Source organism: Georgenia halophila, from assembly GCF_039541595.1.
The window spans coordinates 577,520-603,762 of record NZ_BAABGN010000013.1 but is presented as its reverse complement, the minus strand read 5'-3'; the positions used below and the strand labels follow the sequence as shown (position 1 = coordinate 603,762).

General features: G+C 70.7%; 23 protein-coding genes and 2 pseudogenes. 4 read left to right on the top strand and 21 right to left on the bottom strand.

Going from position 1 to position 26,243, the window contains the following annotated elements:
• Nucleotides 1–46: 46 nt before the first annotated feature.
• Nucleotides 47–451 carry a VOC family protein gene (locus ABD907_RS18915; RefSeq protein ID WP_345218444.1) on the bottom strand — a complete coding sequence of 135 codons (405 nt, stop codon included), beginning with the start codon at nucleotides 449–451 and terminating at the stop codon, nucleotides 47–49.
• Between the two features lie 97 nt (nucleotides 452–548).
• Between ABD907_RS18915 and ABD907_RS18910 the strand changes: the two genes are divergently transcribed.
• Entirely contained in the window at nucleotides 549–1,598 is a 1,050-nt protein-coding gene (locus ABD907_RS18910; protein WP_345218441.1) for a helix-turn-helix transcriptional regulator, read from the top strand.
• A gap of 22 nt (nucleotides 1,599–1,620) precedes the next feature.
• Here ABD907_RS18910 and ABD907_RS18905 read toward each other — a convergent pair whose 3' ends face one another.
• From ABD907_RS18905 to ABD907_RS21180, 13 genes are all read right to left on the bottom strand, one after another.
• Nucleotides 1,621–2,568: a 5'-3' exonuclease gene (locus ABD907_RS18905; protein WP_345218438.1), complete on the bottom strand. Its 948-nt coding sequence runs from the start codon at nucleotides 2,566–2,568 to the stop codon at nucleotides 1,621–1,623.
• Nucleotides 2,561–2,953 (bottom strand): hypothetical protein, encoded by a 393-nt coding sequence (locus tag ABD907_RS18900; RefSeq protein ID WP_345218436.1) that lies wholly within the window; start codon nucleotides 2,951–2,953, stop codon nucleotides 2,561–2,563. The genes ABD907_RS18905 and ABD907_RS18900 overlap by 8 nt, the downstream gene beginning before the upstream one ends.
• Before the next feature lie 111 nt (nucleotides 2,954–3,064).
• The gene (locus ABD907_RS18895; RefSeq protein ID WP_345218434.1) at nucleotides 3,065–3,568 is read right to left on the bottom strand and encodes a hypothetical protein; all 504 of its coding nucleotides are present in this window, start codon (nucleotides 3,566–3,568) and stop codon (nucleotides 3,065–3,067) included.
• Between the two features lie 47 nt (nucleotides 3,569–3,615).
• On the bottom strand, nucleotides 3,616–4,779 hold the full coding sequence (locus ABD907_RS18890) for an ABC transporter permease (RefSeq protein WP_345218432.1): 1,164 nt from the start codon (nucleotides 4,777–4,779) through the stop codon (nucleotides 3,616–3,618).
• On the bottom strand, nucleotides 4,776–5,942 hold the full coding sequence (locus ABD907_RS18885; RefSeq protein ID WP_345218430.1) for an ABC transporter permease: 1,167 nt from the start codon (nucleotides 5,940–5,942) through the stop codon (nucleotides 4,776–4,778). Before ABD907_RS18885 ends, ABD907_RS18890 begins: the two co-directional genes overlap by 4 nt.
• 3 nt (nucleotides 5,943–5,945) lie before the next feature.
• Nucleotides 5,946–6,902: an ABC transporter ATP-binding protein gene (locus ABD907_RS18880; protein ID WP_345218427.1), complete on the bottom strand. Its 957-nt coding sequence runs from the start codon at nucleotides 6,900–6,902 to the stop codon at nucleotides 5,946–5,948.
• 72 nt (nucleotides 6,903–6,974) lie between these two features.
• Nucleotides 6,975–7,958: a class I SAM-dependent methyltransferase gene (locus ABD907_RS18875; RefSeq protein WP_345218425.1), complete on the bottom strand. Its 984-nt coding sequence runs from the start codon at nucleotides 7,956–7,958 to the stop codon at nucleotides 6,975–6,977.
• A gap of 212 nt (nucleotides 7,959–8,170) precedes the next feature.
• On the bottom strand, nucleotides 8,171–8,827 hold the full coding sequence (locus tag ABD907_RS18870; RefSeq protein ID WP_345218423.1) for a GntR family transcriptional regulator: 657 nt from the start codon (nucleotides 8,825–8,827) through the stop codon (nucleotides 8,171–8,173).
• Nucleotides 8,824–12,402, bottom strand: a complete 3,579-nt coding sequence (locus ABD907_RS18865; protein ID WP_345218421.1) for a bifunctional proline dehydrogenase/L-glutamate gamma-semialdehyde dehydrogenase — start codon at nucleotides 12,400–12,402, stop codon at nucleotides 8,824–8,826. The genes ABD907_RS18870 and ABD907_RS18865 overlap by 4 nt, the downstream gene beginning before the upstream one ends.
• A gap of 168 nt (nucleotides 12,403–12,570) precedes the next feature.
• A complete protein-coding gene (locus ABD907_RS18860; RefSeq protein WP_345218418.1) occupies nucleotides 12,571–13,593 on the bottom strand; it encodes a PHP domain-containing protein in 1,023 nt (340 codons plus the stop codon).
• Nucleotides 13,594–13,649: 56 nt separating this feature from the next.
• Nucleotides 13,650–14,819, bottom strand: a complete 1,170-nt coding sequence (locus ABD907_RS18855; protein ID WP_345218416.1) for an HTTM domain-containing protein — start codon at nucleotides 14,817–14,819, stop codon at nucleotides 13,650–13,652.
• The gene (locus tag ABD907_RS18850; RefSeq protein ID WP_345218415.1) at nucleotides 14,816–15,598 is read right to left on the bottom strand and encodes a DUF5819 family protein; all 783 of its coding nucleotides are present in this window, start codon (nucleotides 15,596–15,598) and stop codon (nucleotides 14,816–14,818) included. Before ABD907_RS18850 ends, ABD907_RS18855 begins: the two co-directional genes overlap by 4 nt.
• A gap of 116 nt (nucleotides 15,599–15,714) precedes the next feature.
• Nucleotides 15,715–15,906 carry an LPXTG cell wall anchor domain-containing protein gene (locus ABD907_RS21180; protein WP_425555802.1) on the bottom strand — a complete coding sequence of 64 codons (192 nt, stop codon included), beginning with the start codon at nucleotides 15,904–15,906 and terminating at the stop codon, nucleotides 15,715–15,717.
• 69 nt (nucleotides 15,907–15,975) lie between these two features.
• Here ABD907_RS21180 and ABD907_RS21175 point away from each other — a divergent pair, with 69 nt between their 5' ends.
• The gene (locus ABD907_RS21175; protein ID WP_425555801.1) at nucleotides 15,976–17,451 is read left to right on the top strand and encodes a hypothetical protein; all 1,476 of its coding nucleotides are present in this window, start codon (nucleotides 15,976–15,978) and stop codon (nucleotides 17,449–17,451) included.
• A 231-nt stretch (nucleotides 17,452–17,682) separates the two neighbouring features.
• On the opposite strand, the pseudogene ABD907_RS21170 reads toward ABD907_RS21175, so the two are convergent.
• From ABD907_RS21170 to ABD907_RS18825, 4 genes and pseudogenes are all read right to left on the bottom strand, one after another.
• A pseudogene (locus ABD907_RS21170) lies at nucleotides 17,683–18,558 on the bottom strand (choice-of-anchor G family protein); the annotation flags it as partial.
• A gap of 553 nt (nucleotides 18,559–19,111) precedes the next feature.
• A pseudogene (locus tag ABD907_RS21310) lies at nucleotides 19,112–19,536 on the bottom strand (VOC family protein).
• Nucleotides 19,529–20,332 carry an AraC family transcriptional regulator gene (locus tag ABD907_RS18830; RefSeq protein ID WP_486334139.1) on the bottom strand — a complete coding sequence of 268 codons (804 nt, stop codon included), beginning with the start codon at nucleotides 20,330–20,332 and terminating at the stop codon, nucleotides 19,529–19,531. The pseudogene ABD907_RS21310 and the gene ABD907_RS18830 overlap by 8 nt, the downstream one beginning before the upstream one ends.
• A 95-nt stretch (nucleotides 20,333–20,427) precedes the next feature.
• Nucleotides 20,428–21,963: a DUF7059 domain-containing protein gene (locus ABD907_RS18825; protein ID WP_345218912.1), complete on the bottom strand. Its 1,536-nt coding sequence runs from the start codon at nucleotides 21,961–21,963 to the stop codon at nucleotides 20,428–20,430.
• Nucleotides 21,964–22,328: 365 nt separating this feature from the next.
• On the opposite strand from ABD907_RS18825, the gene ABD907_RS18820 reads away from it, so the two are divergent.
• The gene (locus tag ABD907_RS18820; RefSeq protein ID WP_345218405.1) at nucleotides 22,329–22,709 is read left to right on the top strand and encodes a VOC family protein; all 381 of its coding nucleotides are present in this window, start codon (nucleotides 22,329–22,331) and stop codon (nucleotides 22,707–22,709) included.
• A gap of 110 nt (nucleotides 22,710–22,819) precedes the next feature.
• Here the strand turns inward: ABD907_RS18820 and ABD907_RS18815 are convergent, their stop codons facing one another.
• On the bottom strand, nucleotides 22,820–23,821 hold the full coding sequence (locus tag ABD907_RS18815) for an asparaginase (RefSeq protein ID WP_345218403.1): 1,002 nt from the start codon (nucleotides 23,819–23,821) through the stop codon (nucleotides 22,820–22,822).
• A gap of 11 nt (nucleotides 23,822–23,832) precedes the next feature.
• Complete coding sequence (locus tag ABD907_RS18810; protein WP_345218401.1) at nucleotides 23,833–25,116, bottom strand: MFS transporter; 1,284 nt, start codon at nucleotides 25,114–25,116, stop codon at nucleotides 23,833–23,835.
• 61 nt (nucleotides 25,117–25,177) lie between these two features.
• Here ABD907_RS18810 and ABD907_RS18805 point away from each other — a divergent pair, with 61 nt between their 5' ends.
• Complete coding sequence (locus ABD907_RS18805; RefSeq protein WP_345218398.1) at nucleotides 25,178–25,558, top strand: MerR family transcriptional regulator; 381 nt, start codon at nucleotides 25,178–25,180, stop codon at nucleotides 25,556–25,558.
• A 36-nt stretch (nucleotides 25,559–25,594) separates the two neighbouring features.
• On the opposite strand, the gene ABD907_RS18800 is transcribed toward ABD907_RS18805, so the two are convergent.
• Nucleotides 25,595–26,047 (bottom strand): hypothetical protein, encoded by a 453-nt coding sequence (locus tag ABD907_RS18800; RefSeq protein ID WP_345218396.1) that lies wholly within the window; start codon nucleotides 26,045–26,047, stop codon nucleotides 25,595–25,597.
• Between the last annotated feature and the right edge of the window lie 196 nt (nucleotides 26,048–26,243).

Genomic DNA, 26,243 nt, shown 5'->3' with positions numbered 1-26,243 from the left:
CTCCCTCTCAGCAGGCCGGCTCGCCGGCTCGTCGGCTCACCGACTCTCAGCGCACCTGCTCCAGCCAGTGCGGGCTGTGCATCAGGCCGAGGACGTTGCCGAACGGGTCGAGCACCGCCGCGGTCACGAAGCCGGCCTCCCGCACGATGACCGGCTCCAGCTCGGTGGCGCCGAGCTCGAGCAGCCGTGCCTGGGCGGCCCCGACGTCGTCGACGTGCCAGTACGGGGTGGCTCGCCCCGGCCCGGCCGATTCCCGTGACTCCGGCAGGTAGCTGCTGTCGATGAGACCGAGCTCGTCCTCGTGGTCGCCGATCCGGAACTCGACGTACGCGGGTTCCTCGGCGCTCGGCCGGAGGAAGTACGGCTCGACGCCCAGCATCTCGGTGTACCAGGCGACGGCACCGCGCAGGTCGTCGACGTAGAAGGTCACGGTGGTCAGTCCTCGCAGCATGGATCTCTTCTCTCGTGGTCGTGTCCTGAGCTGTCGAGACCACTCTCCTCGTCAAAGTTCTCACGGCATGAGCACTTTCCCTGCGAGAATTCCCCCTGTGCGTGCGGAACGGATGGTCGCGACCCTGTTGCTCATGCAGTCCAGGGGACGCGTGACCGCGAGGGAGCTGGCGGCCGAGCTCGAGGTGTCGGTGGCGACGGCGCGGCGGGACCTGGAGGCGCTGGCGGGCGCCGGCATCCCGGTCTACCCGCAGCCCGGCCGTGGCGGTGGCTGGTCCCTCGTCGGCGGTGCCCGGACCAACCTCAGCGGTCTCACCTCCGAGGAGTCGCGGGCGCTGTTCCTGCTGCTCGGACCGGCGGCCTCGACATCCCCGCAGGTGAGCTCCGCGATCCGCAAGCTACTGCGCGCGCTGCCGGGAACGTTCCAGGCGGACGCCCAGGCCGCGGCCGCCGCCGTTCGGGTGGACGACGCCGGCTGGGGCGAGCTGAAACCGGGCCGGCCGACCGGGGTCGAAACCGTCGAACGGGCGATCGTCGATCGCACCAAGGTCACGCTCGACTACACCAACCGCACTGGGCGGAGCAGCCGGGTGACCGTCAGCCCGCTACGCCTCGTCGACAAGGACGAGACCTGGTACCTGCTGGCGCTGCGTGACAGGGACGGTGGCGACCCCGGTGCCCGCGGCACCGGGCGTCGAGGCGGGCGTGGAGGCGCGCATGGTCGAGGTACTCGTGGAAGCGCCCCTGGGGAACGATCGCTGCGGACCTACCGGATGGACCGGGTCGGCGCCGTCGAGCCGAGCGGCGAGTCCGCCGAGGTGCCCGCCGATCTCGATCTCGACGCCGAGTGGCAGCGCGTCGTCGACCACTCCGAGCGGCACCGCTCGCTCGTGACGGCGACCGTGACGGTGGACCCGCGGCACGTGTGGATCCTGCGCGACAACTTCGGACGGCACCTGCACGAGCTCGGGCCGGCCGACGACGGTGCGCACGTCGTCGTCCGGGTCGCCGCGCACACGCCGCGGTCGGTGGCCGAGCAGCTCGCCGGCTGGGGCGCCGCGATCGAGGTTCTCGAGCCGGACTCGGTCCGCACGGAGCTCGCCCGGATCGGCGCCGAGCTCACGGCGCGGTACGGCGAGCCGGGATGAACTGGGGGGCGTGACGACCGGCTCAGCCGGGCACGGACTCCGACCGCCGCGCCAGCGCCTCGACGACGCGAGTCATCGAACCGCCGAGGTTCCACCTCGTCGCCAGGTCCGCGGCGGCGTCGGGATCGACGGGGGCCGCCGGCAGCGCGTCGTCGACCTCGGGGACGGGCGCGTCCGGCGCGACCTTCACGACGGCGGGCGCCGCCTCGAGGTAGTCGCGCGCGGCCGCGAACTTCGCCTGGTGCCCGGCGCTGACCTTGCCGGCGTCGACGGCGGCGAGCACCCCGGCGAGGTCGCCGTACTTGGCCAGCAGCGAGGCGGCGGTCTTCTCCCCCACGCCAGCCACGCCGGGCAGTCCGTCGCTGGGGTCGCCGCGCATCGTTGCCATGTCCGCGTAGGCCTGCCCGGTGGCGACGCCGTACCGCTCTCGCAGCATCGCCTGGTCGACGAGCTGGAGGTTCTTCAGGCCGCGGATCGTGTAGAGCACACTGACGCCGGCGTCGTCGTCGACGAGCTGGAAGAGGTCACGGTCGCCGGTGACGACCTCCACGGGCGCGCGACCCGCGGCGACCTCGCGCGCCACGAGCGTGCCGATGACGTCGTCGGCCTCGTACCCGGGTGCGCCGACCCGGGCGACGCCCAGCGCGGCCAGGGCCTCGATGATGACTGGCACCTGGGCGGTCAGGGCGGGCGGGACCACCTCGGCGACGCCGTCGTCCGAGAGCCGGTGCTCCTTGTACGACGGGATGGCCGCGACGCGGAACGCCGGCCGCCAGTCCTCGTCCCAGCAGGCGACAAGCCGGCCCGGGGCGCGGTCGTTCACCAGCTGGGCGATCATGTCGAGGAAGCCGCGCACCGCGTTGACGGGAGTCCCGTCCGGGGCCGTGATGGAGTCCGGCACGCCGTAGAAGGCGCGGAAGTACAGGGACGCGCTGTCAAGCAGCAAGAGCGGCCTGCGCTGTTCACTCACCATGGTCTCCATCCCACTCCTGCTTGGTTGCGGGTCCTGCCGCACGTCCGATCATCTCCAACAGGTGACCGTGGAGCTGATCCAGTCCGTCCGCCAGCGGGTGTGCCGAGAGACCGGTCACCTGGGGGACGAGGTCATCCCGCCCGATGTCTCGAAGCAGCTCGTCGAGCCCGCACGTATCGAGCCGCACCTCCGCGAGGCGGGGCTTGCCACGGAGCCCCACAGTCACGTTGAAGTCTGTACAAGCCCCGGGATCGGCTCTTTCGATCCCCGGCGCTAACCGCGGAAACCTGGAGCGGAAATCCCGATACTTCGTGCAGAAGATGACGCTCACGTCATCGGCGCCAAAGCCCGGATGGCCGGATTGGAAACCGGCGACGGTCATCAGGGGATCCAGCCGTGCACATACGTCACGACCGACGGTGGCCGCTTCTTCGGAAGGCCTGACCGACATGGACACGGCGATCACCCCGGCGCCGCGGCGTCGCCTGGAGCTTCACTCGTCATGGTCGTCGTTCTCCTGGCTCGTCGGTGAGTCGTCTGTGATCTCGAGCAGCGCGCCGACGAACACGGCGAGCCGGTCGAGTGCCGCGTCGAGCGGGACCTCGTGAAGGCCCTCCAACCGCGGGAGCAGGTCTTCCCGGCGCACCTCGCGCAGCACGTCGCCGAAGACCTGACCGTCGAGATTGATCTCGGTGAGGCGCGGATCACTCACGGGAGCGGCCTCGACGGTGAGATCGGTGCAGGCACCGAGCCAGGCGTCGTCGTCCTCGTCCACGACCCCGGGGAACCGAGAGCTGAAATCGGCCTGGCTGGCGCAGTAGATGACGCTGACGCACGTCACCATGCCGCCCTCGACGCCGAAGCCCACCTGACCACGCTGGAAGCCACGCGCCGTCATGATGGGGTCCAGCCGCGCGCAGATGCGTGACCCGACGGCCACCGCGTCCTCCGGCGGTGGCGGCGTAGGCGCCAGGGCGGGTCGAGGCTCCATCGGCATGGCACCAGGATGCCGTATGCCCCCACCGGCGGACAGCACCATGCCGCTCACATCGCCCGGGCGAGGCTGCGGCGCAGCGTGATCGCGCCGAGCGCCAGCAGCACCGCCGCCATCGCGGCGAGCACGCCGAGCTGGGGCAGCACGTCGATCAGACTCGCGTCGTGGCGCTGGATCTCCGCGAAGGCCTCGTAGGCCCACGCGTGCGGGGTCACGTGGGCAACCGTCTGCAGCGAGTCGGGGAAGAGCTCGAGCGGCACCATGCAGCCGCCGAGCGCGGCGAGCACGAGCCCGAACCCGACACCGGCGCCGGAGGCGGCGCCCTCGTTGTCCATGACCGAACCGAGCACCATCGCGGCTCCGGCCGAGACGGCGGCGAACAGGAGGAGGACGAGCAGCGACAGGCCGAGGTTCCCCCAGTCGACACCGAAGGCGAGCGCGGTCACCGCCATGATGTAGACACCCTGGAACAGCGCGATGACGAGCCGTCCCAGCGCCTGACCGCCGAGCACCCGCCGCGCGGAGACCGGGGCCACCATCACTCGCCGGATCACGCCGAGACGGCGGGACTGGATCAGCGTGGCGCTGCCGGCGAGGGAGATCAGGAAGACGAAGAGCAGCAGCTGGGAGCCGGCTCCGACGTCGAACTGCCCGACACCCGAGAACTCCTGGGCGACCTCGGAGGTGTCCACCGTCTCGATGCGCAGCCGGCCGACCTCGGACTCGGCGTCGGCGATGGCCTCTCGCGCGGCGTCGGGACTCACGCCCGCCGACGTGAGCGCGACAACCTCCGCCTGCTCGAGCGCCACCTCCTGGACCGCGGTACGGACCACCTGCATGGCGGCCGACGACGACGCCTGGCTGCTGGGCACCACCGTCAGATCGACAGGGTCCCCGGCGCCGTAGGCGGCCGCGTCACCCCTGTCGATCACGAGCCCGGCGTCGGCGCGCCCACGGGCGACCTGTTCGAGCATCTCCTCTTCGCTCGCCCCGGCGACCGTCACACCGTCGTCCTCGAGCGCCCTCTCGACGGCGGAGTGCAGCGCACCGCCCGGCCCGACGACGACCACCCGCCCGGAGGAGGCGGCGTCACCGAACTGTGCCCCGATGACGAGCACGAGGAGCAGCGGGAAGATGAAGACGAAGAAGATGTTCGAGCGGTCCTTGAAGAACCGGCGCAGCTCCGCCCCCGCAATGGTCGATGCGGCCCTCACAGGGCACCTCCCCGGTCCGGCACCAGCCGTGAGGCGGCCAGGCAGACGACCGCGAAACCGAGCATGATGGCGACCGGTGCGCCGATGTCCGCGATGCCGCCACCACCGCCGGAGATGCCGAGGCCGCGCGTGAACGCCGCGATCGGGTTGAGGTCCAGCACCGTGCCCAGGGCGCCGGACGCCGTGATCGGAAAGAAGGACCCGCCGGCCGCGCCGAGCCCGACGGCGAGGATCGACTGCGCGATGTTGGCCTGCTCCTCCGTGCGGGCGACCTTGACGATGACGAACATCAGGGACGTCGCGGCCGCGACCACGCAGACCACGAGCACGCCGACCACGAGGGGCGAGCCGAACTCGGCGCCGAAGAGCAGCGAGCCGACCGTGAGCAGGACGGTCGTCGCCGCGACGCCGAGGATGAAGCTCACGAGCGCCTTCGACACGACGATGAGTCCGGGGCGGAGCGGGGCGGCACGCAGGCGTGCGAGCGTGCCCTGCTTGCGCTCGGTGAGCATGCCGAGGACCCCGAACCCGACGGTGAACAGCAGGAACAGGCCCGCCTGGCCGGCTACGAGGGCGGCTCCGGTGTCGAGCTGCTCGTCCGACGCCTCGCCCTGGGTGAGGGTGATCGACGTCGAGGCGGCCGCCACCTGGTGGGCGATCCGCTGGAGCTCGGCCGGCGGCAGACCGAGCTGGTCCCCCGCCGTCGAGGCGACGGTGCCGGCCCGGTACTGGTCGAGCACGGCCTCGGTGACGGAGCGCAGCACGTCCACCTCGACGCTGGCGTCGTCACCCTCGACCATCTCGACGACGAGGTCGTCTCCCGACGTGACGGCAAGCTCGAAGTCCTCGGGGACCAGGATGGCGAGCTGCGCCTCGCCGTCGGCGACCATGGCGCGCGCCTGGTCACTGCCGACCTTCTCGATCGTCACCTCCATGCCCTGGATCTGACCCAGTGTCTGCAGCAGCGCGCCCGCGAGCGGGTCGTCGGCGGGAGCCGAGGCGGCGACCGTGGTCTCCCCCAGATCGACGTCGTCCATCCCGCCGAAGACGAGGTTGAGGACGGATATCAGCGCCAGGGGCACGACGAGCCCGAAGATCAGGACGGACTTGTCACGGATTCGCTGCCGCAGGTCCGAGGCTGTCAGGGTCCATAAATTTCGCACGGCTCAGTCCCGCAGGGCCTTGCCGGTCAGGTGCAGGAAGACCGACTCGAGGTTCGGGCGGGTGATCTCGACGTCGCTGAGCGTCATCCCGGCGTTGCTCGCGCCGGTGACGAGCGCGGCGACGGCGGACGGAGCGTCCCGCACCGTCAGGACGAGGACGTTCGTGTCGACATCGACCCGTTCGACGGCGGGCAGGTCGCGGAGCGCGACGGCCGCGGTCTCGATCTCGCCGCCGCCCGTGAGACGGACCTGGTCGACGGCGCCGATGAGCCGGACGAGCTGCTCACGGGTGCCCTCCGCCTGGATCCGGCCCGAGTCGACGATGGCGATCCGGTCGCAGAGCCGTTCCGCCTCCTCCATGTAGTGGGTCGTGTACAGCACGGCCATGCCCTCGACCGAGAGCGCCTCGACCGACTCGAGAATCGCGTTCCGGGACTGCGGGTCCACGCCGACGGTCGGCTCGTCCAGGATCAGCAGCGAGGGCCGGTGGAGCAGCCCGACGCCGATGTTGAGCCGCCGCTTCATGCCGCCGGAGAACTCCTTGGTGGCGTCGTCGGCGCGGTCCCGAAGGCCGATGAGCTCGAGGACCCCGTCGACGCGGCGGGTCAGGTCCTGGCGGCGCAGGCCCTGCAGCCGCCCGAAGAAGGACAGGTTCTCCCGGGCGGTGAGCTCGGGGTAGATCGCCAGGTCCTGCGGGACGAGGCCGATGTGACGGCGGACCGCGACCTTCTGCTGCCCGACGGGTGATCCAGCGACCGTGACGGTTCCGGCGTCGGCGCGCACGAGCCCGGCGATCATCGAGATCGTCGTGGTCTTGCCGGCCCCGTTGGGACCGAGGAGACCGTACGTCTCGCCCGGGGCGACGCGGAAGGAGACGCCGTCGACCGCGGTCAGCTCGCCGAAGCGGCGCACCAGGTCGTCGACGACGAGGACGTCCGGCGGCTGTGCGCCTGCAGGCATGACTCTCCTTCAGCAATTCCGGGTGTGTTCACAGCATGCCGTCCGCGACCCGCTCGGCCTATGACATTTCGGTCACGATTCCGTCACCGAAGGTATGCCCCGGTCAGTCCTTTGGGCGACGAGCGAGAACGCCGCCGGGACGAGGTCGCGCTGCTCGGGCGGCAGCGCGTAGCCGGTGCCGGAGGGACGCATCTGCGGCAGAGCGGGCCACGGCAGCGTCCGGTGCTCGCCGAGTTCCACGAGGCGCAGGCCCGCGCCGAGGAGCGAGCCGACGACCTCCGAGAGCGGGTGCGGCCACTCGTAGTTGCGGGAGTTCTCGATGCGCGTGTGGTCGCCGTCGGTGTAGGTCACCTGCTCGTCGTAGGTCTGCGCCCAGCCGTCGCCGAAGTAGCGGTAGCCGACCCGTAGCTCGCCGGCGCCGTCGTCACCCGGGTCGGTGCTGTCGTCGAGCGTCGCGAGGAACGGGTGCTGGTCACGTAGGTAGAGGATCCCGCCGGGCCGCAGCAGATCGGCGACGGCGCGACCCCAGCCGGCGAGGTCGGCGATCCAGGTGAGCACGCCGGTGGAGGTGTAGACGACGTCGAACGTCTCCCCCACGGCCTGGGCCGCGGCGGTGACCTCCGCCTCGACGTACCGGATCGCGGTGCCGGTGTGCTCGGCGAGCTCGCGTGCGGCGGCCAGGCTCGCGGGCGAGATGTCCACACCGGTCATGCGGGCGCCGTAGCGCGCGAGGGAGAGGGTGTCGGTGCCGATGTGGCACTGCAGGTGCACGACGTCGAGACCCGTCAGGCCTTCCGGCGGCAGGTGCGGGGCGAGTAGCTCGATGTCCTCGCGGGCGACGTCGGAGACGTGCTCCGGGTCGGTCAGGTACCTGTCGACGCCGTAGGCCTGGCTGCTGACGTGCACGGCCGCGCGGTCGTCCCAGTTGGCCCGGTTGGCGGCGATGGCCTCCCCTGGGTCGACCCGCACGGGGCGCATGGGCTCCCACTGCTGCGACACGAGCACGGACCCTACTCGCAGCAGGTGCGGCGGGCGAGGGAATATCCAGGTGCGCATCGGCCGGACCTTCCCGGCGACGTCGCATCGAGCCGCACCCGCGCGCGAGGGGCACTTCCCTCAACTCCCGCGCGAGGGCTACTCGAAACACCGCGGGCTACAGTTGCGCCTGTCGCCTTCGACGCGGGGAGTAGCCCTCGCTCGATCGACGGGCCAGCGCGAGGCTCGAACGGCAGGCCGGCACGAGTGAGCCGGCCGGCCACGCGAAGCCCTCAGCCGGCGACCTTCGCGTCGTCGGACACCGTCCATTCGTCCCGCACCTGCCCGAGGTGCGCCGTCATGATCTCCTCGGCACGGTCGGCGTCCCCCGCTCGGAGGGCGTCGAGCAGCGCGGTGAGCTCGGCCGCCGAGGCGCGCAGCTGGTCCGCTCCCGCGAGGTTGAGCCCGTAGAGACGCGTCTGGTCACGCAGGGTCGCCACGAACTTCGCGAGCCGGTTGTTCCCCACCAGCTCCAGCAGGGCGAGGTGGAAGTCGCGATCGGCGGCGATGAAGGTCTTGACGTCGTGCTCGGCCGCGGCACGGGCGCACCGTTCCGCATGGGTACGCGCCTCGCCGTCGCGTCCGTGCGTGCCGCGCTCGGCCAGGCGGCGCATCGCCGGGACCTCGAGCATGAGCCGCAGCTCGTAGATCTCGTCGAGGTCGCCGTCGGTCAGCGGGGTGATCTGGAAACCGACGTTCGGCACCACCTGCATGATCCCCTGCTCGACGAGGGTGAGCATGGCCTCGCGCACCGGCCCGTTGGAGGTGCCGAGCTTGGCCGCCATGCCCGCGGCGCTGTAGGTCTCCCCCGGCCGAATCTCGCCGGAGACCATGGACTCGCGAATCACCGCGAGAGCCTGGTCCTTGAGCGTGGCGCGGGTCAGCTTCATGGCCGGCGCACCGCCTCGTCGTCCTCCTGGTCCTCGGGCGGGACATGCCCGAAGCGGTGCAGCGTCCGGGAGATGGCCTGCTCCCGCAGCACGGTGAGCATCTCCCGGCGGCCGGTGGCCAGCACGGGCCCGGCGAGGACGCTGACGGCCGGCGAGGTCAGCGCGTCGGCGATCTCCTCGGCCTCAAGGCCGACGCCGACGACGCGGACGCGGTCGACCGGCCGGCGTCGGATCCGCTCGACGAAGTCCTCGGTCGGCTCGGCGAGCGTGTCGAGCTCACCCAGGCGGCGCAGCCCGGCGCGGGCGTTCTCCCCCGACGGCGAGAGCGCCTTGAGCGCCGCCGACGTCTCCGGGTCCAGGCTCAGGCTCACCGGGCTGCCGGCGAGCTCCGCGGCCAGGAGGACCCGCACCAGCTCGACGACGGCGGCACCCGGCACGGTCCGCACGGTCACCGGCACGGGCCGGTACCGGAAGACATTCGCCTCGACCGACAGGCCCGACTCGTCGGCCTCGACGCCGAAGACGGCGTCCCAGGCGGCGGCGTCGGAGCCGACGGCGGCACGCAGCCACGACCGGTCGGCCTGGGAGGTGACCAGCCCGGTGTAGTCCGCCAGGGCGGCGCGCGTGACCCGGTCGAGGTCGGCCTGGTGCGTGGGTACGCCGTCGGGCGCGAAGCTGCCGAGCTGGGCGACGTAGTTCGGTCCGCCGGCCTTGGCGCCCGGCCCCACCGAGGAGGCCTTCCAGCCGCCGAAGGACTGCCGCCGGACGATGGCGCCGGTGATGTGCCGGTTGACGTAAGCGTTGCCGGCCTCGACGCGGTCGAGCCAGGTGTCGATCTCGCTCTCGTCGAGCGAGTGCAGCCCGCCGGTGAGGCCGTAGGCGACGGCGTTCTGCAGCACGAGGGCCTCGTCCAGGCTGTCCGCGTACATCAGGCCGAGGACCGGCCCGAAGGCCTCGGTGAGGTGGAACCACGAGCCCGGCTTGACGCCGTCCTTGAGACCCGGGGACCATAGGCGGCCCGTGTCGTCGAGCTGCTTCGGCTCGACCAGCCAGGTCTCCCCCGGCTCCAGCGTCGTCAGGGCGCGGCGCAGCTTGTCGCCGGGTGACTCGATGACCGGGCCCATGGTGGCGCCGATGTCGGTCGGCCACGCCACCCGCAGGGACGCGACGGCGTCGATCAGCTGGCGGCGCAGCCGCTCGGATGTGCCGGCGGAGCCGACGAGGATACCCAGCGACGCGGCGGAGCACTTCTGCCCGGCGTGGCCGAAGGCACTCTTGACGAGGTCGGCGACGGCGAGGTCGTAGTCCGCCGCCGGGGTGATGACCAGCGCGTTCTTGCCGGAGGTCTCGCCGAAGACGCGGGGGCCGCCGGCGCGGCCGGTGCGCCAGGAGATGAACAGCTCGGCGGTCTCGGCGGCGCCGGTCAGGATGACCGTATCGACGCCGTCGTGGGCGACGAGGGCCTTGCCGACGTCACCCTCGTCGCACCGGACCACCTGCAGCATCTCCTCGGGGACACCGGCGGCGTGCAGGGCCGCGACGGCGATCTCGGTGCAGCCGGGCACCGGGGGCGCGGGCTTGATGACGACGGCGGAGCCGGCGGCGAGCGAGGCGAGCACGCCGCCGATGGGGATGGCGATCGGGAAGTTCCACGGCGGGGTGACGAGGGTGAGGACATCCGACGTGAAGGAGGCGCCGTCGGTGTGCAGGGAGGCGCGGGGTTCCAGCTCGAGTGCCCGGTCCGCGTAGTAGCGGGCGAAGTCGATGGCCTCGGAGACCTCGGGGTCGGACTGGTCGATCGTCTTCCCGCCCTCGTGGACGGCCTGGGTGATGAGGGCGCCGCGGCGGGCCTCGAGCTCGTCGGCGGCGCGGCGCAGGATCGCGGCACGCTCGGCGGCGGGGCGGGCGGCCCAGGCCGGCTGGGCGTCGCGGCCGGTCCGCACGACGTCGTCGACCTCCTGCTTCGAGCCGAGGACCCGTGAGGTGAGCGGGGCGGGCTCGGCGTTCACGACGTCGTGGCCCCAGTCCCGGACGCTCGGCAATGCGGGGTCGGAGTCCGTGGCGTTGGTGAACGACTCGCCCGCGGGCTCGTGGTCGGGGCTACGGCGGGGCTGGTCCGGCGTCGTGGACATGGCGGGGACGGAGGCGCGGAAGCGGATCTCCTGGCCGCTCATCGCGCTTTCCCCGCCGGCGAAGAGGGCGTGCACGAAGTTCTGCGGCTGGGCGTTCTCCTCGAGCCGGCGCACGAGGTAGGAGACGGCGACGTCGAAGTCCTCGGGTGCCACGACCGGGGTGTAGAGGATGACGGTGCCGACGGTGTCGCGCACGGCGCGGGCCTGGCTGGGCGCCATGCCCTGGAGCATCTCGACATCGAGGGCCGCGGCCACGCCGCGACGCTCCGCGAGAAGGTGGGCCGCGGCGACGTCGTAGAGGTTGTGGGAGGCGACACCGAGACGCACGGCGCCGGCCAGCTCGGGGCGCAGCGCGCGGTCGACGAGACGCAGATAGTTGGCGTCGACGTCGGCTTTGGTGGTGTAGGGGGCCTGCTTCCAGCCGTGCAGCTCGGCCTCGACGTTCTCCATGGACAGGTTGGCGCCCTTGACGAGCCGGATCTTGATGCCGGCCCGGCCGGCAGCGACGCGCTCCTGGGCGAATGCGACGAGTCGCTCGAGGGCGTGGTTGGAGTCCGGCAGGTAGGCCTGGAGGACGACGCCGGCCTCGAGGTCATGGAACTCCGGCTCGGACATCAAGGTGGTGAAGGCCTCGATCGTCAGGTCGAGGTCGCGGTACTCCTCCATGTCCATGTTGACGAAGGAGTGCGGGCTGCGGGCCTTGGCGGCCCGGTAGATCGGCCGGAGCCGCTCGAGGACGCGGTTCACCGTGCCGGCCTCGTCCCAGGGCGAGATCTGGGAGACGAGCGAGGAGACCTTGATGGAGACGTAGTCGACGTCGTCGCGCTCGAGGAGGGCCAGGGTGCGCTCGGCGCGGGACTGGGCCTCGCCCTCGCCGAGCACTGCCTCGCCGAGGAGGTTGATGTTGAGGCGGAAGCCGTCCTCGCGGGCCTTCGCGAGACGCTGGGCGAGGGCCGGGTCGTGGGAGTCGACGACGAGGTGGCCGACGAGCTGGCGGAGGCGCTTGCGCGCCAGGGGGACGACGAGCCCGGGCGCGAGCCTGGCGGCCTTGGAGCCGACGGCGAGCAGGGCGCGGTCCGTGGGGGCGAGGAAGCCGGCCGCGCCGGCGGAGATCCCGGCGAGCTCGCGGGCGGCGACACGAGCGTCCTCGGGTCGGGCGACGCGGTCGACGAAGCGGACGGCGAGGTCGAGGCCCTCGGGGTCGCTGACCAGCGCGGCGAGCTGCTCGGAGGTGGCGCGCTCGGCGTTGTCCTGGCCGGCCTCGGTGGCCTCGAGCCACGCCTCGGCCACGGCGACGGCGTCGTCGGTGAGGTCTGCGAGGTCGCTGCTCAGGCCGGCGGGGCCGACCGTATCGGTGGGGGCAGCGGCGCCGGCGGCGTGCTGCGACGTCGTCTCGGCCGGCGGACCGGGCTCGTCGGGGTGGCTTGCGGCGGGTGCGGACATGTCTCGTCTCCGAAGGCCGATGAGTGATTAACTACCTGTTGGCGAACCTAAGTGCGCGCGGCCGGGCGGTCAAACCGACGCACGCGCGGATGTTCCCGGCGGCGCGTCTAGCGCCGGCCTGGAGGGCTCAGGTGGCCGGGTGAGGGCTCCAACTGGCCGCGTGAGGGCTCAGCTGGCGGGGGTGGCGGTCCAGGCGAGCAGGTCGTCCAGGCCGAGTGCGTTGACGATGCGTTCGCGCGCGATCCCCTGCCGCTGCACGCGCTCGCACCCGTGGTCGAGGAAGTCGAGCTGGCCCGGCGCGTGGGCGTCAGTGTCGATGGCGAACAGGCAGCCCATCTCGTCCGCAAGATCGAGCAGCCGTGTCGGCGGGTCACGACGCTCGGGCCGCGAGTTGACCTCGACGGCCACGTCGAAGCGCCGACACGCCTCGAAGACGATCTCGGCGTCGAACTGCGACTCGGGGCGGGTGCCGCGGCCGCCCAGGATGAGCCGGCCGGTGCAGTGGCCGAGCACGTCGACGTGCGGGTCGGCGATCGCGGTCACCATGCGTCGCGTCATGGCGGTGGCGTCCATCCGCAGCTTGGAGTGGACGCTGGCGACGACGACGTCGAGCTCGGCCAGGAGGTCCGCGTCCTGGTCGAGCGTCCCGTCCTCGAGGATGTCGACCTCGATGCCGGTGAGAATGTGGAACGGCGCCAGCTCCGCGTTGAGGTTCGCGACAGCCTCGAGCTGCTGGCGCAGCCGTTCGGCGCTCAGCCCGCGTGCGACCGTCAGGCGCGGCGAGTGGTCCGTCAGGGCGAGGTACGAGTGGCCTGCGGCTATGGCGACCTCGGCCATCTCACGGATGGGACTTCCGCCGTCGGACCAGTCCGAGTGGGCGTGCAGGTCGCCGCGCAGCCAGGATCGGACCGTCTCCCCGCCCTCGACGAGCGGGAACTGCGCACGGTCCTCGATCTCGGCGAGGTACGGCGGCGTGGTGCCCGAGGCGGCAGCCGAGGCGACGGCGGCGGTGCGGGGTCCGACGTCGGGCAGCGTGGCCAGGGTGCCGGCCGAAATGTGGTCCTCGAGCTCTGTCGGCTGAAGGGTTCCGAGCCGGCGGGCGGCCTTGCGGAAGGCCTTGACGCGGTGAGTCTCCGCGAGCTCACGTTCCAGCAGGTACGCCACGCGCTCGAGCGCCGAGACCGGATCCACGGAACGAGCCTACTGCGGGCAGTGAGCGAGGCGACGCCGCCAGGAGCCGACGTCGATCACGCATTAGTGCGGACCGGCGCCGCATCGGCGTGGGACACCTCGTCGTCGACGGTTTCGTCGGGAGCGCCCCTGGCTCTCTCCTGACCCCGGGCGGCGTCCCAGCCCGTTCGGACGCGGTTCGCCATGGCCCGCCACGTGACGTCGCGGATGAAGATGGCGTCGATGGCGATCATCGCGAGCGAGAACCAGGGAAGGCCCATCAGCACCGCGATGCCGACGTGGAAGCCCCCGATGCCCACCAGGGCGATCACCCGCGTGAAGCGCTGGAGCAGCATCATCGGGAAGAACATCTGCAGGATGATGGACGCCCACGACACGGCCGCCACCGCCGGTGCCCACGTCCCGAGCAGATCGCTGAGCTCCGGCCAGGTCCCGAAACGCTGCGTCTGCAAGGGGTTGTAGATGGCGTAGCCCTGCTGCCAGGGTGCACCGCTGGCTTTGTAGAGCGCGCCGGACGCATAGACGAAGGACACGTGGCAGGTGACGACGACCAGCACGAGGTTGTGGAACAGGTTCGTCAGCCACAGCGGCATCAACGCCTCGCCGCGCCACTTGCGCTGGAGCCAGCTGCCGGTGTGCGTGCTGGAGTCGGCCCGCCGACCGGCGTCGAAGGACCAGCGTGCTGCCGTGTCCGCGAAGAGCAGCGACATCAGCACGATCCGGTACATGTTATCGCCCTGGTCGCCCACCGAGGCGTTCATCTCGATGAAGCTGACCCACATGACGAAATAGACCGGCAGCACGATCTTGGTCCGCCACCCGAGCAGCAGGAGGACCGCGAGCCCGAACAGGGACAGGTAGGCCAGCGTGAAGGCGAGGTCGTTGAGCGCGAGGCGGTGGAAGAGGCTGAAGATCCAGATCTGTGGGAAGTCGCTGAGCGGCTGAGCTGCCTCGCCGTTCCAGGCGGAGCCGCTGCCGAAGGTGTACAGCCGGGTGCTGTAGTTGCTGATCAGCAGGCCCATGCCGGTCAGCGCCAGGAGGATGCGCGTGACGGCCAGGCCGTACAGCGCGTGTTTCGAACCGAGCAGCCAGTTCTCGACGAACCGCCCGCCCGCGACCAGGCCGTTCTTCGCTCCCCCGGCAAGGTCACGGACCAGGGCGGAGGTGAACCCTGCCGCTGCCCGCCCGTATCCCGCGGCAGCACCGCGCAGGTCGGCGCCGCTCACTGGCCCGACGCCTCTACCGCGGCGCGGAAGGTCCGGGCGAAGTTCTCCCGCGACTGGCCCGGCTCTTCGATGAGCCCCCGCCATCCCAGCGGCGCCGACTGCACCGGCGGCCGTTCGGCGTCCGGGTCGTTGCGCTCGCCGAACGGCACGACGTTCTGCCGGCTGGCGATGAACTGGATGTGGTCGACGTTCTCGCCCCACATCGCGTAGGCCACCTGGGTGGCGTAGGCGGTGGCGACGCGTTCCGCCGCCATGTAGTCCTCCACCGCGGCCTGGTTCCCGTGCGCATCGAGCCCGTCCTCGAGCCGGTCTCGCCAGTCATGACCTTCGTAGAACCCGAGTGCGGCGACCTCCTGCTGCTCCTCGCTGAGCGAGTCGAAGGCGCCCTTGAAGTCGGACGCGACGCCGCTCGCTTGGACGCCGGCGCGAGGCGGGGTCAGGTTGTGCGTCAGCATGGACAGCTCGGCGGCCGTGGCATCCACCCAGTCGGTCGTGCGCGTCACCCCGCCCTCGGTGACCTCGGCGCGCACCTGGAGGCGGTACTCGCCGTTGATCGGCTCCGGGGCGAAGACGCTCCAGCTCTGCCCCTGCATGGGAATCATGTATTCGTGCAGCAGGTTTCCGGGGACGATCTGCCGCAGGCCCGAGGCAGGGGCGATCCACAGGAACGTGGCGAATATCTGCCATGCCGCGAAGACCGACACCACGACGAGCACGGTGCGTCTGAGGAATGTCGATCCGGGTGGCAGATTTGTGGTCGATGTCGTGGATTCCGACATGGTCGATTCCTTTTTTCTTTCTCCGCGTCACTCCGACGCTCAAGTGAACCGAGGTCCGGCTCCGTGATCTCGTGGATCGCGGAACCGAACCCCGGTTCATCTAGCTGACGAGAAACTCAGCTCGTCATGTTCTTCCTGCTGCGCATGCGCTGCGTCATGAGCAGCGCGCCGCCGGCGAGGAGCAGCAGACCGGCAACGAGCGCGAGCCCGGTGCTCGAGCCGGCGCCGGTGTCGGGCAGCTGCCCGACACCGTTAGCGTCGGCGTCGTCCGAGGCGTCGTCGTCGGCCGTGGCGTCGCCCGCATCCACAACCACGAAATCCGTGTCGGAGTTCTCGTCCGAAACCTGCCCGGACTCTTCTCCGACGAGGACAACGTAGTGGTCGCCGAGCTCGAAGTCGCTGTCGACGGCGAACTGGAACGTGACGTTCCCGGACTCGTCAGCGGTGGCTTCGAGGTCGAACGGCGTCGAGTTGACGGTCGCGGTGACCGACTCGCCAGCGGCGAACCCGGTCCCGTAGACCTCCTGCTCGACACCGGTGCCACGGACGATGCGCTCGTGCTCAACCCTTGCCGTGAGCCCGTCGGCGCCGTCGTCGTCACCAGCAGCATCGGCCGAGGCGGTCGTCGACGAGTCAGCGGTCGACGCAGCCGAAGCCGCAGCAGCCGCGTTGCCGTCGGCAGCAGCCGTGGCGTCAGCGTTGGTGTCGTCGCTGGCGTCAGCGTTGGCAGCAGCCTGAGCAGCGGCCGCAGACGAGGCATTGGCGTCAGCAGTCACGTCAGCCGTGGCGTCCGAAGAGGCGTCCTCGTTCGCCGCAGCCTGAGCAGCCGCAGTCGCGTCGACGTCCGAGGCGGCCGAAGCCGTCGTGGAGGCGTCAGCGTTCGCCGCAGCCTGAGCAGCGGCCTGGGCCGCAGCGTTGCTGTCGTCGTCTGCGTTGGCCGAAGCCGCAGCCGCCGCCGCAGCGTTGGCGTTGGCGTCCGTGTCCACGTCAGCAGTCGCGTCCACGTCAGCAGTCGCGTCCACGTCAGCAGTCGCGTCCACGTCAGCAGTCGCGTCCACGTCAGCAGTCGCGTCCACGTCAGCAGTCGCGTCCACGTCAGCAGTCGCGTCCACGTCAGCAGTCGCGTCCACATCGGCAGTCGCGTCCACATCGGCAGTCGCGTCCACATCGGCAGTCGCGTCCACATCGGCAGTCGCGTCCACATCGGCAGTCGCGTCCACGTCAGCAGTCGCGTCCACGTCAGCAGTCGCGTCCACGTCAGCAGTCGCGTCCACATCGGCAGTCGCGTCCACATCGGCAGTCGCGTCCACATCGGCAGTCGCGTCCACATCGGCAGTCGCGTCCACATCGGCAGTCGCGTCCACATCGGCAGTCGCGTCCACATCGGCAGTCGCGTCCACGTCAGCAGTCGCGTCCACGTCAGCAGTCGCGTCAGCGTCAGCGTCCGGGTCGCTATCGTCCGGGTCCAGACGCACCGTCGCCGAGGCGAGATTCACATCCGCCGCCGACCCCGAGGGTCCCGGCAGCAGCGCGATGGCGACAGCGCGCTGGGTGAAGGAGCCTTCGTCCTGAGCGTCCGCAGTCGTGAAGTTGCCGGGAGTCTCCTGGACGTTCACCGTCACCGAGAGCGCCTCGTTGACCACGTCGAGAACCGGATCCAAGGCGGTCACGACGTCCTCCACCAGCGGACCGACGAGATCACCGAGAGCGGCGTCAGCGATCACCGGACTGATTGCCTCCTCGAGCAGCGGGAGGATGTTGCCGACAACGGCATTGGTGACCGGGTTGATCAAGTCTCCGATATCCAGATTAGCGACATTGGTGCCGTCGAGGTCGACCGTCGGGTCGTCTGAACCCTCCGCGCCGACGAACTCGGCGAGCGTTCCGTCGATGTTGACGTGGACGCCACCGACATCGAGGCCGCCAGCCAGATTCACGTCGCCAGTGATGTCGACCGTGAGCTCGGCCGCCGTAAGCGCGTCGCTCACGGCCTGGACCACGTCGGCCTCAAGCTCGTTGAGGATCTCCTCAACAGCGCCATCGACGGCAGTCTGGAGGACTGCCGAGCTCAGGAGGTCGGTGTTGACGGGAAGATCGTTCAGCGTCGCCACGCCGAGAAGGTTGGCCAGGTCGAGGCTTACCTCTCCCGTGCTGAGGTCGATCGTGACCGCGCCGTCTTCGCTGGTGAGGGGCTGGCCGAGCACAGGGTCGAGTGCGGCCTCGAGGTCGACGTCCAGGGTTGCATCGACACCGAGCTCGTCGACGCTACCGAGAGAAACGCCACCCAGACTGAGGACGTCGTTGATCGTAGTTTCGAGGTCACCAAGGAGCGGGTCGACGGTGCCGTTGACCACACCCGCCTCACCGTCAATGTCGTTGACAAGGCCAGAGGCGCCTTCAAGCGTGCCCAGGAGCGTACCGCTCAGGTCGCCGACCGCCGGGCTGGTGAAGACGAGCGTGCCGTCGGAGATCTGGTAGTCGCCGACGGGGTTACCGTCTTCGTCGTAGGTCGCCGACGCGGAGAGAGCACCAAGGTCGAGCCGGAGATCGCTGATGACTGCGCTGGCGTCGGGTGACTCGGCGAGAATCGGACCGAGATCGACGTAGGCGTTCTCGGTCGGGTCCTCGGGGGCGCCAATGTCAATTGCGCCTTCGGAGGTGATGGCGCCCGACGAGGCGAACGGGATCTCGCCGCTCTCGGCGCTGGAGTACTGACCCAGTGCGCCGACTCCGATGACGCCGTTCAGACCGAAGAGCTCGATGCCTTCGCCGAGCTCGATGTTCAGCGCCTCGATGACGCTGACCTCGAGCGGGCTGTTCGACGTTCCGGCAGCGCTCGGGTCGGCGTTGTACGCCGGCGCGAGCTCGACGACGTCGTCGAGGTTGACCGTTCCGCCGCCACTGAGGACCCTGCCCTCAGCCTCGGCCCGGTCGGACGGTAGCGCGGCCGCCGGGGCCATCGCGCCTGCGGCAGCGAGAGCACCCACCGCCCCCACTGCAATTCCTGCAGCCAGACGGCTGCGCCATTCTGAAAGAATTCTCACGCACTTCCCCCAATAAGAATTATGCGAGGCCGGATGACCCCCCTGCTGCCCATCCGATTCGCATGCCCGCACCCATCCGAAAACAGGCGTCGTCGGGTCTTTTGAGTCGCGCTGAAACGACTCTGCGACCTTACTCGATGGCCGAGGAGATCCGGCCGTCGTTACCGAACCGTTACCTTCCTTCTCGGCATATGGGATAAACGCTCAATCATCGGCGTCCGCCATACACCAGCTCACGCCGCAATGCAACCCTTGCTCACCGGGATGTCGGGCCCTTCTGTTCACCAGGACTTTCCGGTGAGTTCGACAGGGTCGCGCGCCGGCGAGCAATGGATGAAGTCGCCACGTTTCCCGGCGAAGACCGCGCCGAACCCGCCCGGTCGCGGAGCGGGCCTGTACCGAGCGAGCGTGACGCTTCGCCTATGGCACGATGCGGATCGCAGCTGGGCGGTCCAATCTCGAACGCACTTCAGGTCGTCGGCAGCGGAGGCTCTCCCGGGTAGGTCCCGAAGGACCACAGGTTGCCTTCTGGGTCGCGTACGACGAACTCCCGGCTGCTGTAGTCGGTCACGGCGAGCGGCCGCACGATGTCGGCGGCGCGGCTGACGACACGCTCGTAGAGGCTGTCGACATCACGAGTCACGATGTAGCCGCCGGCCGTCCCCGGTTCCCGCATCCACTGCCCGCCCGGACGGTACGTCCCGAGCATGAGGCCGCCCGCTCCGGTCACGCGAGCTGCGCGTGCTGGACCACACCGTCGTCCTCGTAGCGGGCCGCCACGACGAAGCCGAACGTGTTGACGTGGTAGTCGGTCAGTGCGGGCGCATCGGTCGCCTGCAGGGCGAGGTACACGGTGGGGTTCTGGGCCTTCCGGCGCGTCGTCGGTTCACTCATGGGCCCACCCTGACGCCGCGCGGTGGCCACCGTCTTCAAGGTTCCGGAACTCCTCCGCGACCCAGCCGAGCGGGGAGATCCCGGCGTAACGTGCGAATTCTCGGCTCAGATGCGCCTGGTCGCTGAAGCCGGTGTCGGCCGCAACCCCGGCGAGGTCTGCGTGTCCGTGCGTGCGAATCTGGTTGGCGATCCGCTTGGTGGCGTGTTCGAAACGCATCAGACCGGCGACGGCTTTGGGCGACCGACCGAGCTCGCGGTGGAACAGCGTGCCGAGGTGGCGGGGTGTCAGGCCCACGGTCCGAGCGACTGAAGCGACCGGCAGCGTGCCGCGGCTGCGTTCGAGCAGGTGCCAGGCATGAGCGACCTCCGGCCGGAGCCGATCACGCACGTCCGGGTCGTAGCGCCGGACGAGCTCGTCGGCGACCAGCCGGAACGCCTGACGCAGGTCCTGCGCGTCGGTGAGCCGCTCGTGGAGCCGGGTCCCCCAGCGGCCGAGGAACGACGTGCCGTCGAATTCGGTGACACTGAGCTCGGCGGCCCGGATGCCGAAGACCGCGCGGGCGGCGAGCGGATGCATCGCCAGCTGGACACCCGCCTGCGCCGGACGCTGGTGGACATAACTCGCCGTCGTGTGCAGGCCGCCCAGGATGATCGGGGCCGGGTGCACCGACGCGAGGGCGGGCTCGGTCGCCGCGGCTTCGACTCCGTCGTCGAGCGCGACGATGAAGGTCAGCCGGGACGAGGGAAGCCCGCGGTGAAGGGCGTCGGGCAGCGCATGCGCCCGGTACCCCACCATCGAGCTGGCGCCGGGCGCGCTGCGGGGCGGAGCCTGCACGAATTCCCACGCAGGCTCATGGTCACTCATGGCCCGAAGATACGCGGCGCGTCCTGTCAGGCAGAAGGAGCATCGTCGGCGAAGGCCAGGAATCCGTCGATCAGCAGGCGGCGAACCTGGGGCAGCAACGACTCTCGGAGCTCGGCAGCGTCGACGTCGAGCAGCGCGGCGATCGCAACGGTGAGCTGCCCGACGGCGAGCTCGCCGTCGCACGCGCCCACCAGTGCCGCGAGCGAGGGGTCGGCCGTGACGGTCCGCGCGAAGCCGCCACCCTGGCGGAGCTCGATGACGCTCGGCTCCGGCGTACCGGGCATGTGGTGGCGGGCCTCGGTCACGTCCCGCGCGACCGTGAGTACGGCGTCGGCAAGCGCGTCGTCGTCCATCGTCGTGAGCCGGTCGTGGGCGGCGAGCGCGGCGGCGAGACCCGTGCCGAGCGCGCTCTGGGTGCCGAGCGGCTGCGGGAGTCGCTCGTACCGCGACAAGGTGGGTCCGCCGTCGGCCCGCCGGAGGAGCACGTACCCGAGCCCGACGGCGGTCACGCCCCGGTCGGCGAAGTCGTCCAGCCAGGCCTCCAGCATCTCGGCGTGACGTGGCGTGCCGGGCCGCGTCCCGCCGTCGCGGATCCACAGCTCGGCGTACTCGATCGGGTTGAGCTGCTCACGCTCGACGACCCACGCGTCGAGGGGCACGGGCGACGACTCGACCCACTCACGAACCCTGTCGAGACCGTCGTGGCCCTCCCGCGACTCCCAGTTACCGAGCAGCTGGGCGACGCCTCCCGGTTCGAGATGTGTGCCGACGCCCGTGACGACCGCCTCGACGAGCGCGTCACCCATGAGACCGGCGTCGCGGTACTCGTAGGCGGGTACGCCGTCGGCCCGCGGTGTGATGACGAACGGCGGGTTGGAGACGATGCGGTCGAACGTCTCCCCCGCGACCGGTTCGAACAGACTCCCGTGACGAGTGCCGATGCCCTCGACGTCGTTGAGGAGCGCGTTGAGGTCGGCGTACCGCAGGGCGCGACGCGAGACATCGGTCGCGACGACCGCGTCGCCGTCACGTCGGGCGCGGAGTGCTTGGATGCCGCACCCGGTGCCCAGATCGAGCACGCGGCGCGCGGGTGTGGGCAGCTGCAGGCCGGCGAGCGTCAGGGAGGCTCCTCCTGCGCCGACCACGTGGTCGGCGGGCAGAGCGTCGCCAAGTGCCGCTTCGTCGAGGTCGCTCGCGATCCACCACTCGCCGTCGCCGGACCCGTCCGCGAACGACTGCGGGCGCACCAGGGCGAGCGGGACGACAAGATCGCGGTCGACCTTCGCGAGGCCCAACCCAGCCAGGCCGCGCGCACCGAGCCGCGGCAGCGCGTCGTCGACCGCGTCGACCGGCTGCGGGACACCGAGGGCGAGCTGCCGGCCGAGCGTGGCCAGCGCGTCGGTGCGCTCGCCGAGCGCGCGTTCGGCGGGTCTGCGCAGGCCTCGGCCGATCGCGTCGTCGGCCGCCTCGCCCCATGCCTCCCGCAGGGCGTCGGAGCGGAAACCGGACGCGCGAAGGTCCGCGGCCAGCGCCGCGCACAGCTCAGGATCTGGCGTCGGCAGTGACGAACCATCGGCTACGTCACCACGGTGGCTCCGCGACGGGGGTGCGTCGAGCGCATCATTCACGGGCCAAGGTTCCCATGGGCGTGAGCTACGGCCGCTCGACCGACTGTGCCAGTAGGCCAGTCTCCTGGGTCACCGAACGCCTCAGGGCCGAAGACGCCGAACGGTTCCCGCGCCGGAACGCGAGTCCTCGGCCTGCCCCAGGTTCGTCTCCCCCAGCCGTGGCGGGCCGACCCGGCAACGCGCCTGAAATCATCTCGCTTCTGCTCGTCTCGATCGATACGTTCGCGAGAATGTCCGCACCGCCGGGGCCCCCGAGATCCACGGCCCAGCAGGTCTCACACTGAAAGTAGGTTGCTTCAATGGCTTGTCGAATCAGTGAGCTTGTGCTCGATTGCCACGATCCAGAGGCGCTGGCGCGGTTCTGGTGCGAGGTTCTGGACTTCATCGTGCTCGATCGCGAGGACGACGGTTCGGTGGAGATCGGGCCGCGCGAAGGATTCGGGGGCCCTCAGCCGACGATCGTCCTCAGCCGCAACGACGAGCCGAAGAACGGGACGCTGCGGCTGCACATCGACGTCAACGCCACAGACCGCGATCAGAACGCCGAGCTCGAACGCCTTCTGAACCTTGGTGCGCGCCCGGCCGACGTCGGGCAGACAGGAGAGGAGCAGTGGCACGTCCTGGCCGACCCCGAAGGCAATGAGTTCTGTCTACTCAAGGCTCGGCTCGCACCACTCTGACGGCCCTCGTTCGCAACGAGGACGTCGCCCCGGCGCAACGAGGAGTCGCCCCGGGTTTCCGGGAGCGGTTCAGGCAGCGGCCTCCGGGTCCTAGCGTCTCGAGCCGCCCGCTACGACCGCGGGCCGGCACCGGCGTCGGCTAGCCAACGGCGCATCCGGGTTGCCCAGTCGTGATCGGACCGGTCCGGGGCCAGGGCTGCCGCGAGCAGCAACCTCGCCTGCCACGGAGACAGGTCGCCGGCCGGGACCGCACCAGCGGCGATCAGATCGGCTCCTCCCCCGGTGTACAGCCCCGACACGGCGCCCGAGCCGGTGCGCGAGGACATCACCACCGGGAAACCCCGGTCGAGCAGTCGAACGAGCGCCGACGTCACCGCGGGCGTCGTGTTGCCCGAACCGAAGGTGGCGACGACCAGGCCCTGTGCCCCGGACGCCACCGCCGCGTCGATCTCGGCCTCGTCCGCGCCGAGATACTGCGGCACGAGAGCCACGCGTGGAAGGTCCGTCGTGCCCGGCTCCAGCAGTGGGCCCGGCACCGGCGGCACGGCATGGCGGCGCACGCCGCTCTCGTCCACATGACCGATCGGGCCGCGGCCCGGCGCCGTGAAAGCCTCAGGGGCGAGGGTTGCGGACTTGTGGACACCGATCGCGGGGAGCACGAGGTCGGCGAACACGACGGTGACACCCGCGTCCGCCGCGGCGCGGTCGGACGCCCAGGCGAGCGCTGCGGCAAGGTTGCGTGGACCGTCCGGGGCGGAGTCGTCGAACGCGCGCTGCGAGCCGGTGACCGCCACGGGCGCGGGACCGAGTGCGAGCGAGAGCAGGAACGCCGTCTCCTCCATCGTGTCGGTCCCGTGCGTGATCACGACCCCGTCGGAACGAGTCAGAGCCGCACGCGCGGCCTCGACCAGGGCGAGCACGTCGGGCACGGTCAGCGCCGAAGAGCCCACGCCCGCCACATCCCGGACGTCGACCTCGCCTTCGAAGCCCCACACGGCCCTGGCCCTGTCGAGCACGTCCGCGCCCGGCACACCGTCCGAGGTGTTGCGGACACCGTCGCGGCTTCGTGCCGCGATGGTCCCTCCGGTCGCGAGCAGTGTCAGGCCCGGCATAGGTCCTCCAGTCAGGGCTCATGGGTGGCGGTGGGCCCAAGTATCGGCCCTGGCGCCCGTGACAGCCGAGTGGCGCGCGCGACGGCGAGGAAGCCGACCGTGGCGAAGACCGCGGGAACGGCGGCGACCACGGGCAGCACCTCGACCGACCACCGGTCCACCACCCCGCTGCCGAGCGCCGCGCCGACGGCGATCCCGAGGTTCATCGCCACGGGCATCAGGGTGCCGGCGGTCGACCGGTGCTCGGGCCCGGCGGCCCGCATCATCGCCACTTGCACCGCCGGACCGACCGCTCCGGTCGCCACACCCCACAGCACCACGAGACCGATGTCCACGCCGCCGTGCCGCCCGAGCAGGACAAGGCCGATCAGGCTCACGGCAACGACCGCTGCCATCACGACCGGCGTCCCGCTGGGGAAGCGATCGCTGGTGGCACCGACGAGGACGACACCCGACGCGCTCACGAGACCGAAGACGAGCAGCAGGGCCGGCGTCGGTACCGCACTCGGCAACACCAGCTCGGCAACGAAGGTGAAAGCCGCGAAGTGCGCCACCAGGATCAGCCCACCCAGGGCGCCGATCACGAACACCGGCCGCAGCTGTCGGCGCGGGGCGACGACGGTGCTGCCGGTCCCGGGCGTGCCCGGGGCCGACACGTCGACCACCCGGGTACGCCGGAGAACGACGTGGACGGCGAGCGCCGTAGCGAGCCCTAGCAGGGCCAGCACGACGAACGGCACGCGCCATCCCCACAGGGCCGCCGCGGCGTTCCCGGCGGGAACCGCTGCGACAGTGCCCAGCGTGCCACCGAAGAGCACGATCGCCGTCGCACGCGCGATCCGATGCTCGGGGACGATGGACGCGGCGTACGTGTTGACCGTGGACCACAGGAGCCCGGTCGCGGCCGCCGCGACGAGGCGTGACCCCATGGCCAGGCCGTACGTGCCGGCCCAGGCCGTCGCCAGGGTCGCGCCGGAGAAGACCACAAGTGCGACGGCGATCACCGTGGACCGGTCGAACCGGGCGGTCAGCCGTGCCAGTGGGAAGCTCGCGACCACGACGGTCGCTGCCCAGGCCGAGACGAGCAGTCCGGCCTGCGCCACCGAGACGTCGAGGTCGGCCGCGAGCACCGGCAGCACCGCGGTCGGCATCATCTCGCCGCTGACCACGACGAACACCGCCAGGGTGAGCGTCAGCAGGCCGCTCCAGGGCAGGGCTGCGGGCGCGTGCGAGCCGGCCGGTGGCGCGTCGAAGGCGGGAGCCTGGCCCCCGCGAGAGTGTGATGTCTGTTCCATACCGGAGACGCTAGAGTTTGACACTGATGTCAATGTCAAGGCCTGGGTCGAGGAGGTCTCGATGAAGATCGGCGAGCTGTCCCGGCGAACCGGCGTTGCCCCGCGGCTGCTGCGCTACTACGAGCAACAAGGCCTCATCACGGCGGGGCGTGCCGAGAACGGTTACCGCGAATACATCGAAGACGATGTCGCACGCGTCCAGCGGGTCGCCTCGCTCGTGCGCTCCGGCGTCCCGACCCGGCTCGTCCGGGCGATTCTCGACCTCGAGGGCATTCGCTCCGCCGAGCTGGCTCAGACGTGCACGCGCTCTCTCGCCGAGCAGCTGGCGACGGAGCTCACAGAGCTGGACGAGCGCATCGCGTGCCTGACGAAGAGCCGGAACACGATCCACGACTTTCTCACCAGCACACGGCACAGCGAGCTGGTGAAGACGCCGCGCTGACTCGAGCGCGGCGCCGGGCTCCGGGCCGGTCCGGCGCTACTCCTGTCCCACCAACGCCGCCACGTTCTCGACCACCTCGACCTCGGCGTCGAGGCGCGAGGCGTCGCGCACCGTGCGATCGCCGAGCGGCTCGGACAGGCGCACCGTGTCGATCATGCGGACCCCGACATCCGGGCATGCCTTGTCGTGACGGGTCGCCTCTCGGACGATGACCTCCGCGAGGAGAACCACCTCGTCGCCGTCCTGCTCCTCGACCGCCACCTGGTAGGGATCACCACAGCCGTCGCTACCGCCGATGTATTCGACCACCAGGTCGGTCCCGCCCTCGCCCATCGGCGCGACGCGCGAGACCGGCGCGTCCCTCAAGCGGTCGAAGCCGATGAACACCGTGTACAGCAGCAGGAGAGCACCGATCGTCAGCACACCGGTGACGAGCCACAGTGCCGAGGCCCGGATCCGGTCCCGTACCTCCTTCGGCAGTTCTCCCACGACCACATCCTGCCGCGCCACGCCACTGCGCGCTCACCGGCGCCCGCGCTCAGCCGGCATCCCGACGCTGCGGCGACCATCCCGGTCATCGGTTCCCCGTCGACCCGGCAGTGTTGGGCCACTTGTGGCAGTAATCGTTTTCTGATTGGCTCGGAAGCATGCGTGGCCACTACCAGCAGCAGATCCGAGGAAACCG